Source organism: Salibacterium qingdaonense (assembly GCF_900114715.1).
Classification (GTDB): domain Bacteria; phylum Bacillota; class Bacilli; order Bacillales; family Marinococcaceae; genus Salibacterium; species Salibacterium qingdaonense.
The window spans coordinates 1-14,269 of the sequence record NZ_FOTY01000017.1 but is presented as its reverse complement, the minus strand read 5'-3'; the positions used below and the strand labels follow the sequence as shown (position 1 = coordinate 14,269).

Sequence of the window (14,269 nt, the reverse complement as noted above, 5' to 3'; positions counted from 1 at the left end):
CAGATGTTTAAAGTCCACGTGTACGTAACGCTGAAAGAAGGAGTGCTCGACCCGCAGGGAAGTGCTGTCGCCGATTCGCTGCACGCCATGAACTACACCGAGGTGAACAGCGTCCGGATCGGCAAATACCTGGAGCTTGAAGTCGAAAACACGGACAACCTCGAGAAGCGTATCGAAGAAATGTGCGAAAAACTGCTGTCCAATCCTGTCATTGAAGATTACACGTATACGATCGGGGAGGCTGTGTCTTCATGAAGTTCGCTGTTATTGTATTTCCAGGATCGAACTGTGACGACGACATGTATTATGCCATTGAGGAAACGCTTGGAGAAGAAGTGGAAAAAGTATGGTACACCGAAACCGATATCTCGGGATATGACGCCGTCCTGCTTCCCGGCGGTTTCTCGTACGGGGATTACCTGCGTTCCGGGGCTATCGCGCGTTTTGCACCGGTGATGGAAAGCATCATCGAAGAAGCGCAGCGGGGCATGCCTGTTCTTGGTATCTGCAATGGTTTCCAGGTGCTTCTTGAAGCGCGTCTGCTGCCGGGTGCGATGCAGTTCAACAAAAACCTGAAATTTATCTGCCGTCCCACCCCGCTGACCGTTGTGAACGCGGATACGATGTTCACGACCGAATATGAACAGGGCAGCACCGTTACGATTCCCGTTGCTCACGGGGAAGGGAATTATTACTGTGACGATGACACTCTGGAGGTACTGAAACAAAACGACCGGATTATTTTTACGTACCAGGATGACATTAATGGCTCTGCTGCCGGAATTGCCGGTATAACAAACGAAAAAGGCAACATACTCGGTATGATGCCGCACCCTGAACGTGCTGTCTCGGACCTTCTTGGAAGCACGGACGGCCGCCGGCTCTTTCAATCGATGCTGAAAAACTGGAGGGAATCACATGTCGCTTCGTCTTGAACCGTCGCCACAGCAAATCAAAGAGGACAAAGTCTACCACGACATGGGAATGACAGATGAAGAATTTGCCATGGCGGAAAACATTCTCGGCCGTCTTCCGAACTATACCGAAACGGGCGTGTTTTCCGTTATGTGGTCCGAACACTGCAGCTACAAGCATTCCAAGGTGCTGCTCCGCAAATTCCCGAGCAAAGGGGAAAAGGTGCTGCAGGGACCGGGCGAAGGTGCCGGAATCATTGATATCGGCGACAGCCAGGCGGTTGCCTTTAAAGCCGAGAGCCACAACCATCCGTCGGCGGTCGAACCGTACCAGGGAGCGGCGACAGGTGTCGGCGGAATTCTCCGCGATGTGTTCTCGATGGGGGCCAAACCGATCGCGCTCTTGAACTCCCTCCGCTTTGGGGAACTGCAGTCCGCCAGAGGACGCTACCTGTTTGAAGAAGTCGTGGCCGGTATCGCAGGCTACGGCAACTGTGTCGGTGTCCCGACCATCGGAGGTGAAATACAGTTCGATCCATGCTATGAAGAGAATCCGCTGATGAATGCGATGTGTGTCGGGCTGATTAACCACGAAGACATCCAGAAAGGTGTGGCCGAAGGAACCGGAAACACCGTCATGTATGTCGGTGCGAGTACAGGCCGCGACGGCATACACGGGGCAACGTTTGCCTCTGAAGAACTGGGCGAAGATTCGGAAGACAAACGCCCTTCCGTCCAGGTCGGCGATCCGTTTATGGAAAAACTGTTGATGGAAGCCTGCCAGGATCTCGTGCAGCTCGAATCCCTCGTCGGCATCCAGGACATGGGTGCGGCCGGTCTTGCCTCCTCTTCTTCGGAAATGGCAAGCAAAGCAGGATTTGGCATTGAAATGGATCTCGACAAAGTACCGCAGCGTGAAAGCGGCATGACACCGTACGAAATGATGCTCTCCGAGTCCCAGGAACGGATGCTTCTTGTCGTCAAGCAGGGCCGCGAACAGGAGGTCCGTGACATCTGTGATCACTGGGGGCTGTACGCAGCCGAAGTGGGTCATGTCATCGAAGAACAGAACCTCCGTCTTCTTTTTGAAGGGGAGGTCGCGGCGGACATTCCAGCCGATGCACTTGCCGAAGAGGCTCCTGTGTATCACCCGGAATCCACAGAACACCGGGTTTTCACGGAAAACCAGAAGCTTCCGGCATCGAGTCTGCCAATCTCAGATAGGAAACAGACACTGCTTGATCTCCTGCGTCAGCCGACGATTGCAAGCAAAGAGTGGGTATATGATCAGTATGATTACATGGTGCAGACGAATACGGCCGTTCAACCGGGGTCGGATGCTGCTGTTCTGCGGGTGCGCGGGACGAATAAGGCCCTTGCGATGACAACGGACTGTAATTCGCGCTATATCTATCTTGATCCGGAGACCGGCGGAAAAATTGCCGTAGCTGAAGCGGCGCGCAACATCGTCTGCTCCGGCGGCACACCGCTTGGATTGACGGACTGCCTGAACTACGGCAGCCCGGAAAAACCGGAAATTTACTGGCAGCTGGAGAAATCGACGGACGGCATGAGTGAAGCCTGTTCCGTTCTTGATACACCGGTTATCGGCGGCAATGTCTCTTTGTATAATGAAACGCAGCACGGCGCAGTATACCCGACACCGGTCGTCGGTATGGTTGGTCTCATAGAAGATTTGAATGATATCACGACCCAGTCCTTCAAACAGGCAGGAGACGTTATCTATGTCATCGGGGAAGCAGCACCGGAATTCGGCGGCAGCGAAGTTCAGAAGATGGTGGAAGGCGGTATTTCCGGAAGAGTGCCGGAGCTTGATCTCAATCTCGAGAAAGAAAGGCAGCAGAGTCTGCTCGAAGCCATCCGGAGCGGTTTTGTACATTCCGCCCATGACCTCGCCGAAGGGGGCCTTGCCGCCGCAATGGCCGAAAGTGTCATCGACAGCGCCGGTCTTGGCGCTGATGTAACGCTTGAGGGCGATACAACAGCGGCATTATTCGCTGAAACCCAGTCCCGCTTTCTAGTATCCGTGTCTCCCGAACACACCGAAGCCTTTGAACGCACAGCTGCTGATGCCGTACGCATCGGCACGGTAACCAATGAACCGACACTTGAAGTCCATCAGTCAACAGGTGAAAAGGTACTGCAGGCGGATGTAGAAGAAATGGAAAACGCCTGGAAAGGAGCCATTCCATGCTTGGTGAAATCAAAGGATTAAATGAAGAATGCGGCGTCTTTGCATTGTGGGGGCATAAAGAAGCGGCCCAGCTTTCCTATTACGGGCTCCACAGTATGCAGCACCGCGGGCAGGAAGGCGCAGGCATCGTGGTCAGTGATGAAGAGCATCTGCACATTCACAAAGGACTCGGGCTCGTAAATGATGCGTTCAAAGAAGGCGATCTTGAAACACTCCAGGGGCATGCTTCCCTCGGCCACGTCCGCTACGCAACAGCAGGCGGCGGCGGTCTCGACAACTGCCAGCCTCTTATGTTCCGCTCTCAGACTGACAGCCTGGCTATCGCCCATAACGGCAACCTGGTGAATGCACACAATCTGAAACTTGAACTCGAGGACCAAGGCAGTATTTTTCAGTCGACTTCCGACACAGAAGTGATCGCGCACCTTATTAAACGAAGCGTGTACCCGCGGATGGAAGATAAATTAAGTGACGCCCTGTCCATGGTGGAAGGAGCCTATGCCCTCGCCATCATGACCGAAGATAAGCTCCTGGTTGCCCAGGATCCGCATGGCCTCCGGCCGCTCAGCATCGGAAAACTGGGCGGGGCTTATGTGGTGGCATCCGAGACTTGTGCGTTTGATGTCATCGGAGCGGAGTATGAACGTGAAGTGCAGCCCGGTGAAATCATTACATTCGATCAAGACGGTATGCGTTCGGAACTATACGCCAAACCGGCCGAACGGCGGATGTGCAGCATGGAATATGTGTACTTTTCGCGTCCCGATTCCAATATTGACCAGATTAACGTCCACACCGCGCGCAAAAACCTCGGCAAAAAACTGGCCGCCGAAGCGCCGGTTGAAGCGGACATTGTCACCGGCGTACCGGACTCTTCCATTTCAGCTGCCATTGGGTACGCCGAAGAAACCGGGATTCCCTATGAAATGGGGATGATTAAAAATCGCTATGTCGGCCGGACGTTTATTCAGCCGTCGCAGGAGCTGCGTGAACAGGGCGTGAAGATGAAGCTGTCGCCGGTACGCGGCGTCGTTGAAGGAAAACGGGTCGTTATGGTGGATGATTCCATTGTACGCGGCACAACCAGCCGCCGTATTGTTACGATGCTGAAAGAAGCCGGGGCGGCGGAAGTGCACGTCCGCATCAGCTCTCCGCCGATCACCCACCCCTGTTTTTACGGCATTGATACGTCCACCAAGTCAGAACTTATTGCCGCCACGCACTCGCTTGAGGAGATGCGGGAGGAAATGGGAGCCGACTCGCTTTCGTTCATCAGCATCGACGGGATGCTGGGCGGCATCGGAAGACAGGACAATGATTCCAACTGCGGGCAGTGTCTCGCCTGCTTCACCGGGAATTATCCGACTGATATTTATGAAGATACGCTTCATCCCCATGACAAAGTCATCAATGGATAACGAGAAAGGAGGCAGCCGCCATGTCGGACGCCTATAAAAAGGCCGGGGTCGATGTTGAGGCCGGCTACGAAGCGGTAGAGCGGATGAAACAGCATACCGCGCGGACGATGCGTCCGGAAGTGATGGGAGGTCTGGGCGGATTCGGCGCCATGTTTGACATATCCGCGCTTCCTTACGAATCCCCCGTCCTCGTGTCGGGAACAGACGGAGTCGGCACGAAACTGATGCTTGCCTTCATGATGGACAAGCATGACACGATCGGACAGGACGCGGTTGCGATGTGTGTCAATGACATCGCCGTTCAGGGAGCGGATCCGCTTTACTTTCTGGATTACCTGGCCTGCGGCAAAGCCGTTCCTGAAAAAGTCGAAGCCATCGTCAAAGGAATCGCCGATGGATGTGAACAGGCCGGCTGCGCGCTGATCGGCGGGGAAACCGCCGAAATGCCGGGCATGTATGACATGCACGAATACGACCTGGCCGGTTTTACAGTCGGGGCGGCGGACAAATCATCGCTTATTACCGGGGAAACCATCACCCCCGGAGATGTTGTGATCGGTCTTCGGTCCTCCGGGATTCACAGCAACGGCTTGTCACTTGTCCGCAATGTTCTGCTTGATGAAGCAGGGCTGAATCTGAAGGAAACGTATGCGCCGTTTGAGCGGCCGCTCGGCGAAGAGCTGCTGGAGCCGACGCGTATTTATGTAAAAGCTGTACAGGAACTGCGCCGCCGCGTGCAGGTAAAAGGCATGGCCCATGTGACCGGAGGCGGATTTTACGAAAACATTCCGAGGATGCTGCCGGCAGGAACCGGGGCCGCCATCGATTCGTCTTCCTGGGATGCGCCGGCTCTGTTTTCGTTTCTTCAAAAGCATGGCAGTCTGAGCGATGAAGACATGTTCGGCACGTTTAATATGGGTATCGGTCTGGCTGTAGTAGTAGATGCCGGCGAAGAGAAGGAAGCCCTGTCTTCCCTTGAAGCAATCGGAGAAACGGCGTATCGTATCGGACGAGTGACATCCGGCGGAGGACTGCAGTTCGTAAAGGAGGACGCCTGAATGAAACTGGCTGTTTTTGCATCGGGCAGCGGGTCCAACTTCCAGGCTGTAGCCGACGCCGCGTCAGAAAACAGGCTGGAAGCTGACATTGCCCTGCTCGTTTGTGATAAGCCGGATGCTCATGTGGTGCAGCGGGCGGAGGCGATGGATATCCCGGTTTTTTCGTTTCGTCCGAAGCAATATGAAAACAAGGCGGCATTTGAGCAGGAAATTGTAGAACAACTGCAGAAGAAGGAAGTTGACCTGATCGTTTTGGCCGGTTATATGCGCCTTGTCGGAGATACACTGCTGACAGCGTTTCGGGAACGTATGATAAACATTCATCCCTCCCTGCTCCCGGCTTTTCCAGGATTGAATGCTGTGGAGCAGGCGTGGGAAGCCGGTGTGAAAGTGACCGGCGTTACGGTTCATGAAGTTGATGAAGGAATGGATACCGGTACGATACTTGCCCAGGAAGCGGTAGCAGTGAAACCAACCGATTCTCCCGCTTCCCTTTCCAAGGCGGTACAGGCAGTGGAACACCGGTTGTATCCGGATACGATTCAGTTTTTACTCAAAGAGCGATTTACGCAGGGAGGAGCGATGCACAAATGAGCATCAAGCGAGCACTGATCAGCGTTTCCAATAAAGAGGGTATTCTACCTTTTGCCAAGCAGCTCGAAGCTGCCGGCGTGGAAATCATTTCTACAGGCGGGACGAGCCGCGTGCTGAAGGAGGGAGGCGTCGACGTAATCGGCATCTCTGATGTCACCGGGTTTCCGGAAATCCTCGACGGGCGCGTGAAGACGCTGCATCCGTATATTCACAGTGGTCTTCTGGCGATGAGGGACAATGAGGAACATCAAAAGCAGCTCGAGGAGCATCAGATCACCCCGATTGACCTTGTTGTCGTCAATCTCTATCCATTTAAAGAGACGATCGAAAAGCCGGACACGTCATTTGAAAAAGCGATTGAAAACATTGACATCGGAGGTCCGGGGATGCTGCGTGCAGCTGCCAAAAACCATAAACATGTCACGGTCGTCACCGATCCGGCGGACTACGACTCGATTTTGGATAATATCAAAGAAAACGGGGATACCGCAGAGGAGACAAAAGCCGGTCTGGCAGCGAAAGTATTCCGTCATACTGCTTCCTACGACACGCTTGTTGCCAATTACTTAACCGAGCACACCGGAGAACAGTATCCGGAAACATTCACCGTCACTTACGAGAAAAAACAGGATCTTCGTTACGGAGAAAATCCACATCAGCAGGCTGCTTTCTACCGGGAGCCGATCGGTCCGATGAGCTCTGTTGCAAATGCTATCCAGCTGCACGGCAAGGAGCTGTCCTATAATAACATCAATGATGCCGAAGCCGCTCTTGATATCATCAAGGAATTCAGCCAGCCCGCGGCTGTTGCCGTGAAACATATGAATCCATGTGGTGTTGGCATTGGTGAGTCCATCACCGAAGCGTACGAAAAAGCGTACGACTCCGATCCCGTCTCCATCTTCGGCGGCATTACCGCATTCAACCGCGAAGTGGATGAGGAGACAGCACAGCATCTCAAAGAGATTTTTCTTGAGATCATTATCGCTCCGTCGTTCAGCCAGGAAGCGCTTGATGTTCTGACGCAGAAGAAAAACATCCGCCTGCTGAAAATCGCGATGGAAGAAGAAACACCGCGCGAACGCTCGCAGATTACGTCTATTCACGGCGGCGCTCTGATTCAGGACGAAGACCGCAAAGGATTTCTCGATGCTGATATCAAAGTTGTGACCGACCGTGATCCGACAGAGAACGAATGGCAGGATCTGAAACTGGCTTGGAAAGTCGTCAAACACGTGAAGTCCAATGCGATTCTGCTTGCTAAAGACCAGCAGACCGTAGGCGTGGGCGCCGGGCAGATGAACCGGGTCGGCTCCGCCGAAATTGCCGCCGCGCAGGCAGGAGAGAAAGCCGAGGGCAGCGCCATGGGCTCCGACGCCTTCTTCCCGATGAAAGACACGGTTGAAACCGCAGGGGAAGCCGGTGTGAGTGCCATTATCCAGCCGGGCGGTTCCATCCGGGACGAAGAATCGATTGAAAAAGCCAACGAACTTGGCATTGCCATGGTCTTTACCGGCATGCGTCATTTTAAACACTAAAGCAACACGATGAAGGAGGAGTCGCACTCATGAACGTGCTGATTGTCGGCGGCGGCGGGCGTGAACATGCGCTGGCCCGCACGTTTGCAGAAAGCCCGGAGGTGGATACCGTGTACGCGGCACCGGGAAATGCGGGCATGAAACAGACGGCTGTATGTATAGATGTAAACGAAGAGGATGCCGGCAGTCTCACGGCGTTCGCCGCAGAACACGATATCGGTCTGACGGTGGTGGGGCCGGAAGCCCCTCTTCTTAAGGGGGTCGTCAATGCGTTTCAGGAAGCCGGACTTACTGTGTTCGGACCGACAAAGGAAGCGGCGGCCATTGAAGGCAGCAAGTCGTTTGCGAAAGCATTTATGGAGCGCCACTGCATTCCGACCGGCACGTACAAGGTGACGTCGGATTATGACGAGGCGATTCGGCATGTGGACAACGAAGGTGTTCCGATTGTCATTAAAGCCGACGGTCTTGCTGCCGGCAAAGGAGTAACTGTTGCCTTCACAAAAGAAGAGGCAGACGCGGCGCTCCGCGACATACTGCTCGATGATAAATTCGGGGAAGCCGGGGCAAGTGTTGTGCTTGAGGAATACCTCGAGGGCGAAGAACTTTCGCTGATGGCGTTCGTTCACGGCACAACCGTTGTGCCGATGGTCGGAGCGCAGGATCATAAACGCGCCTTTGACGGCGATCAGGGACCGAACACAGGCGGTATGGGCGCTTACAGCCCGGTTCCGCAGTTCGATGATTCAGACGTCGAGCGTGCGGTTCGTGATGTTTTGCAGCCGGCAGCGGACGGGCTCGCCGAGGAAGGACGCCCTTTCACCGGCATTTTGTACGCGGGACTGATGATGACCATGGACGGACCAAAAGTGGTGGAATTCAACGCTCGTTTCGGTGACCCGGAGGCCCAGGTCGTGCTGCCGCGTCTTGATTCGGACCTGGCATCGGTTATGACGGAGCTTATGGACGGCGGACGTCCATCCCTGACCTGGTCCAGCGATGCGGTTCTCGGCGTAGTCGCCGCTTCCAAAGGGTATCCCGGTTCGTATGACAAGGGAGTTCCGATTACAGATGTTCCGGACGCCGATCTGCTCTTTTTTGCCGGAGCCGGAGAAGAAAACGGCACGTATGTCACAGCCGGCGGCAGAGTCCTGCTGCTTGCTGAAAAAGCAGCCACGCTCCAAGAAGCTCAAACCGCTGTTTATGGGAAACTGAAAGGCTTGGATACGACCAACCTCTTCTACCGCACCGATATCGGGCGTAATGTTATCAAAGACTAACGGAGCATTATCCTGAAATCAAGAAAAAACGGAGACAGGGATAACATCCCGCTCCGTTTTTTCTATTGGTTTAAATGATTGATGCCGGTTTCGCCCGTTTTCGACAATAATTCGCTCGATTTCTTCGTAATTCCGCCCGCTATCGCCAACACTCCGCCCGCTTTCCTCTTGATTCCGCTCAAAAACGCAAATATTTTTGTTAGATTATTTACGAAAACTGCATGAAATGCAGTTTTTAACTGTTAAAATCGTAACATCAGCTTGACTTATGATTCATGCATGTTATGATGTTCCGGTGTGTTTTCCGCATTCTGACGGCTTCCGGTCATCATGTGATACAACTTAATCGTCGGGCAGAACTGCGTGATGCCTTCAGCGACTTTCATGGCTCCGATCACAATCCACAGCAAATGATCCTCCGGGTCGCGGCGTATCCGCGAAGAACGGGCATTGACCCAGAAAAGAAGAACCAGACCAATTACAATGCGGCAGAATGCCTGAGTCATACCGATATTAGGACGCATACCGAATTCTCCTTTCTTTACGGAAAGTTAAAATTCTTGTCACTTTCCTTTTATAGAGTAACGAGCTAAAACATGGTAGAATGAAAATATCCATCATCAGATGGATGATAAAATCTGGATAGATGAATACGATAACCAAAACTCGACAGACAGAAAGCAGGTGAAATGGTTGGCTGCACAGCAATTATTTCCTTGGGATAAAGAAACGCTCCGGCGCCACCTCTCCGTGCTGCGCGGCGAAAAGGCACCGAGCAAGGTGCTGCAGAACGCAACGTACTTAAGCAGCGCACGTAAAGCCTGGCTCGAAGGACACATCTGGATTTATGAAGACCGGATTGTATATGCGGGAAAGGACTGGCCCGCCGTAACAACAGAAACCGAAATTGTAGATTGCAGCGGAAAATATGTCGTTCCCGGCTATATTGAACCGCATGCCCATCCGTTTCAGTTATATAATCCCCATACGATGGCTGAATATGCATCCCTGCGTGGAACGACCACCCTGGTAAATGACAACATGTTTTTCTTTTTAAATATAGAGAAAGAGAAAGCGCTTACACTTATAGAGGACCTTAACCAACTGCCAACGTCCATGTTCTGGTGGGCGCGCTATGATGCGCAGACGGAACTCGAAGAAGAGGACTCAATTTTTTCTCCTTCGCAGATGAAGGCGTGGCTCGAGCATCCACTCGTTCTTCAGGGCGGAGAACTCACAGCCTGGCCGAAAGTGATGACCGGTGATGATACAGTCCTTCACTGGATGCAGTACACGAAAGAGCTGAACAAACCGATTGAAGGCCATCTGCCAGGCGCATCCGCCCGTACGATTAATCAAATGGCACTGCTAGGCGTGAGCGGCGACCACGAAGCCATGACCGGTGAAGAAGCACTGCGGCGTCTGGATGCCGGAATGACGACATCGCTCCGTTATTCTTCCATCCGGCCGGATCTTCCGGTGATTCTTGAAGAACTGCTGGAAGCCGGCATCACCGACTTCAGTCGTTTTACATTCAACACCGACGGTTCCACACCGTCCTTTTACAAACAGGGCGTCATTGATAAAACGATCTCGATTGCACTGGAGAAAGGGGTGCCGGAGATTGAAGCTTACGAGATGGGAAGCTACAACAATGCACGCCATTTCGGAATTGACGACGAAATCGGTATGATCGCACCCGGGCGCATTGCGCATCTAAACATTCTGGAAAGCCCGCAGAATCCCGTTCCGGAAGCCGTTCTGGCAAAAGGACGCTGGATTCTGAAAGAAGGGGAAAATTATTACCCGCCGCGCGATTTCAAATGGTCCTCCTACGGGGTACATCCATTCATGATCGACTGGCACCTGAATGAGGAAGACCTTCATTTTTCCATGCCTATGGGGATTGAACTCGTGAATTCAGTTATTCTGAAGCCTTATCAGATGACGATTGATGTAACGACCGATGAGCTGAATGAAGATCATGATCAGTGCTTTTTTGTCATGCTTGACCGTTTCGGTAAATGGCGCATTAACACGGTGATTAAAGGGTTCGGCAGCAGTATCGGCGGATTTGCTACGACTTTTTCCAATACTGGTGATATTGTACTGATTGGTAAAAAGAAAAAGGATATGGTGAAGGCGTTCAATGAACTGAAAAACCATGACGGAGGTATGTTCCTCGTAGAAGATGAACAGGTCATTGAAAGCATTCCGCTGAAACTGTTCGGCGCCATGTCTCTCGAACCTATGGGCAATGTTATCGAACAGCACGAAAGAATGGACCAGGCGCTGAAAGAGCGCGGTTATCCTCACGAGGATCCGGTCTACAGCATGCTCTTTTTCTCGTCGACGCATCTGCCGTATATCCGTATTACCCAGAAGGGAATCTTTGATGTGCACAAAAAAACGGTACTCTTTCCTTCGATTATGCGCTGAGATACGTTAAACTAATGAGAAAAAGCATGAGAAGAAGGATGGAAATAACATGAAAAAAATCATTTGGAGCGGATTGGCTGCGGTTGTTCTTATGGCGGGAGGGTGCACATCCGAGGAAAGTTCAACAGCTCCTGCTGAGACCGAAGCATCTAATGAAGAAAAAGAAGCGGCAGAACAGGAAGCAACCCCGGAGGAAGAGGATAAACAGGAGGATCCTGTGAAGGAACCGGAGCAGGAAGAGCCTTCATATGCAGCGGTGGAACCGTTGACCGGTGAGGGAACAAATGAAGCTTCACAGGCGCGGCCTCTTGCTGTCATGATTAATAATCACCCCGACGCACGTCCCCAGACCGGGCTGTCTGAAGCTGATATCGTCTATGAAGTATTGACCGAAGGCGAACTCACGAGGTTTCTCGCTATTTATCAAAGCGGACACCCGGAGAGACTCGGGCCGGTTCGCAGTGCGCGGGGGTATTTTATCGATCTTGCTGAAGGCTATGATGCAATGTATGTGGCCCACGGCTGGAGTCCGGAAGCAAAAAGGATGCTGCAGGGGGGTGCTGTTCCTTATCTGAATGGTCTCTTTTACGATGGAACGTTATTTCAGAGGTCGGCAGAAAGGCGGGCCCCCCATAATTCCTACATATATTACGAGGACGCCCTTAGTGGACTGGAAAGCAAAGGGTACGAGCTGCAAAAAGATATCCCTGCCAATTTTTACAGGGAGGAAGGCTTTTCTGCTGTTTCAGCTGATTCGGCCGAAGACGTTTCTGTTTGGTACAGTGATAAATATGTTGTACAATTTTCATATAACGAAGAGGACGGAACGTATGAGCGTTCCAGTGACAATACCGCGTTTACAGGGGAAAAAGCGGCGGAACAGGTAGATGCCTCCAATGTCTTCATTGTCGAAGCCCCCCACCGGGTCGTTGATGAAGCCGGACGCCGGCAGATTAATCTTGAAGACGGCGGTTCCGGTCTGCTGTTGCAGCACGGCGAAGCACTGGAGGTGCAATGGAGAAACGAGGGGGGACGGCTGCTTCCGTATAAGAACGGCGAAAAGGTTCCGTTTCAACCCGGAAAAACGTGGATTAATGTGATACCGGCCTCTGCGGGTCTGGAAGAAAGCGTAAAAGATATCGAATCGTAGCGGTTTGTACCAGAGTCCGTCCAAGTATTCGCAGAAAACGAGGTGTAATCCCATTGCAGATTGATAAATTACGAGGAAATGAACTGGATCAGCTGTTCCGGGCCATTTTGTCTCTGCAGAGTGTAGAAGAATGCTATGAATTTTTTGATGACCTGTGCACCATCAACGAAATCCAGTCGCTCGCCCAGCGGCTGGAAGTGGCGCGGATGCTGCAGCACGGTCATACGTACCACAAGATCGAAACAGAGACAGGAGCAAGCACAGCAACTATCTCCAGAGTGAAACGCTGCCTTAATTTTGGCAATGACAGCTACCAGCTGACTCTGGACCGGGTGCGCGAACAGGAAAAACAGGAAAAGGAACAATAAAATGAACTGTCTTTCAAGGTGGATACGGCATCTTGAAGACAGTTTTTTTATGAAAAAAGATCGATAACGGAAAAAAACGGGAAAAGGATGGGGGAAGGAGGAGAATAAAATGAAGGATTTTATGACGAACAGTGTACAGTCTTTTGCAAATGAGTTCGGACTGGACTGGTGCAGAAAGCATTTGCAGCAGGCCCTCGAATCATTATACGGAGAAGGACGGGCAGATATCCTCCTGTTGATGACAATGCTTGATAACGGTACTGTCGATGAGATGAAAACGATAAACCTGAGAGACAGCGGCTGGATGGCGGACTGGACGTCAGAAAAGCTCAGAACATCTGAAGAATCGGAGGAACTGACGGTGTGGGCGCTGCACACATGGATGACAGCCGTACGCGGGGAATCCGTTTTTAATGAACCTGTTTCTCCCATTGCCCCGCCGGTCATAGAAAATCCTGGTGCAGGACAGGATCATTCAGAAAGGTCTGAAGTAAATGACAGCCCGGCGGCAGAGAGCGGCGAACTGGAGAGAACAGACGAGGTGTCTCTTATGGAGCAGCCGGAACAAGGCGGACAGTCTATCACGGCAACAGAGGACCAGGCGGCAGAAAAACCGCGAAAACGACGTCGTCTGCTGTTTCCAGGCATTGGAATCTCTTTGACCGCCGCCCTGCTTGTCATTATTTTTCTGCTGCCGGGGACTCCGTTTTCCGAATCGTCCATCGAAAGCGGTATGGTTCAGGGAAGTCTGACGGATGCAGACTGGATGGAATGGTTGTCTCATGTAGAGAATGGCACCTATGGAAATGATCTTGTCCTGCCCGAATGTGACATCGTGGAAAAAGGAAAGCTGCTTGATACCGAACAACAGAACAAAGAACTGAACCTTGGAGAAGGCTGCTCCCGGTATACCGATTCCGGTATGGTATATGCAGCGGGGCGCAGTACAGACGAGTGGAACCCGGCACTTGAAGAAATCGAACAAAACATAGGAAGTCCTGATCTTTTAAACGTAGACGCCAATGCAGAAGAAATCCGCGCACTTTATCAACGTTCTCCGCACGATATTTTTCTCATCTTTTCAAATATTGATGAACAGGATGCTTTATCGTATATAGAAGTGGGGGACATTCAGATTTCTGAGGATGAGCCGGCGGCACTGCTGGATTATCCAAGGTAGAAAAGTACAGAACAGGGACGATGTATGTGTAAAATAGTTCTCGGTAGTTGCGAGAGCTGATCGGTGGCAAAAAAAGAGAAGGTCCTCTATCATCAATGTATGCCTAGCGAGCAAA

General features: G+C 52.1%; 13 protein-coding genes. 12 read left to right on the top strand and 1 reads right to left on the bottom strand.

Annotation, left to right across the window (positions count from 1 at the left end; all coding sequences use genetic code 11):
* Positions 1-3: 3 nt before the first annotated feature.
* Genes purS through purD form a run of 8 tightly spaced genes read left to right on the top strand, consistent with a single transcriptional unit; the run spans position 4 to position 9,017 of the window.
* Positions 4-255: a phosphoribosylformylglycinamidine synthase subunit PurS gene (gene purS / locus BM058_RS12425; protein ID WP_090927375.1), complete on the top strand. Its 252-nt coding sequence runs from the start codon at positions 4-6 to the stop codon at positions 253-255.
* Complete coding sequence (gene purQ / locus BM058_RS12420; protein WP_090927374.1) at positions 252-935, top strand: phosphoribosylformylglycinamidine synthase subunit PurQ; 684 nt, start codon at positions 252-254, stop codon at positions 933-935. The genes purS and purQ overlap by 4 nt, the downstream gene beginning before the upstream one ends.
* A complete protein-coding gene (gene purL / locus BM058_RS12415) occupies positions 919-3,150 on the top strand; it encodes a phosphoribosylformylglycinamidine synthase subunit PurL (RefSeq protein ID WP_090927373.1) in 2,232 nt (743 codons plus the stop codon). Before purQ ends, purL begins: the two co-directional genes overlap by 17 nt.
* Positions 3,126-4,547, top strand: coding sequence for an amidophosphoribosyltransferase (gene purF / locus BM058_RS12410; RefSeq protein ID WP_090927372.1), 1,422 nt, complete (start codon positions 3,126-3,128; stop codon positions 4,545-4,547). The genes purL and purF overlap by 25 nt, the downstream gene beginning before the upstream one ends.
* Before the next feature lie 20 nt (positions 4,548-4,567).
* Positions 4,568-5,605 carry a phosphoribosylformylglycinamidine cyclo-ligase gene (purM, locus tag BM058_RS12405; RefSeq protein ID WP_090927371.1) on the top strand — a complete coding sequence of 346 codons (1,038 nt, stop codon included), beginning with the start codon at positions 4,568-4,570 and terminating at the stop codon, positions 5,603-5,605.
* On the top strand, positions 5,606-6,199 hold the full coding sequence (gene purN, locus BM058_RS12400; protein WP_090927370.1) for a phosphoribosylglycinamide formyltransferase: 594 nt from the start codon (positions 5,606-5,608) through the stop codon (positions 6,197-6,199).
* Positions 6,196-7,737: a bifunctional phosphoribosylaminoimidazolecarboxamide formyltransferase/IMP cyclohydrolase gene (gene purH, locus BM058_RS12395; RefSeq protein ID WP_090927369.1), complete on the top strand. Its 1,542-nt coding sequence runs from the start codon at positions 6,196-6,198 to the stop codon at positions 7,735-7,737. Before purN ends, purH begins: the two co-directional genes overlap by 4 nt.
* 29 nt (positions 7,738-7,766) lie before the next feature.
* Positions 7,767-9,017: a phosphoribosylamine--glycine ligase gene (gene purD / locus BM058_RS12390; protein ID WP_090927368.1), complete on the top strand. Its 1,251-nt coding sequence runs from the start codon at positions 7,767-7,769 to the stop codon at positions 9,015-9,017.
* Between the two features lie 266 nt (positions 9,018-9,283).
* On the opposite strand, the gene BM058_RS12385 is transcribed toward purD, so the two are convergent.
* Positions 9,284-9,541 carry a YgaP family membrane protein gene (locus BM058_RS12385; protein WP_090927367.1) on the bottom strand — a complete coding sequence of 86 codons (258 nt, stop codon included), beginning with the start codon at positions 9,539-9,541 and terminating at the stop codon, positions 9,284-9,286.
* Positions 9,542-9,710: 169 nt separating this feature from the next.
* Between BM058_RS12385 and BM058_RS12380 the strand changes: the two genes are divergently transcribed.
* From BM058_RS12380 to BM058_RS12365, 4 genes are all read left to right on the top strand, one after another.
* A complete protein-coding gene (locus BM058_RS12380; RefSeq protein ID WP_245736979.1) occupies positions 9,711-11,456 on the top strand; it encodes an adenine deaminase C-terminal domain-containing protein in 1,746 nt (581 codons plus the stop codon).
* 49 nt (positions 11,457-11,505) lie between these two features.
* The gene (locus BM058_RS12375; protein ID WP_090927365.1) at positions 11,506-12,606 is read left to right on the top strand and encodes a DUF3048 domain-containing protein; all 1,101 of its coding nucleotides are present in this window, start codon (positions 11,506-11,508) and stop codon (positions 12,604-12,606) included.
* A 53-nt stretch (positions 12,607-12,659) separates the two neighbouring features.
* Positions 12,660-12,974 (top strand): YerC/YecD family TrpR-related protein, encoded by a 315-nt coding sequence (locus BM058_RS12370; protein WP_090927364.1) that lies wholly within the window; start codon positions 12,660-12,662, stop codon positions 12,972-12,974.
* Between the two features lie 109 nt (positions 12,975-13,083).
* On the top strand, positions 13,084-14,154 hold the full coding sequence (locus BM058_RS12365) for a hypothetical protein (RefSeq protein ID WP_090927363.1): 1,071 nt from the start codon (positions 13,084-13,086) through the stop codon (positions 14,152-14,154).
* Positions 14,155-14,269: the final 115 nt, after the last annotated feature.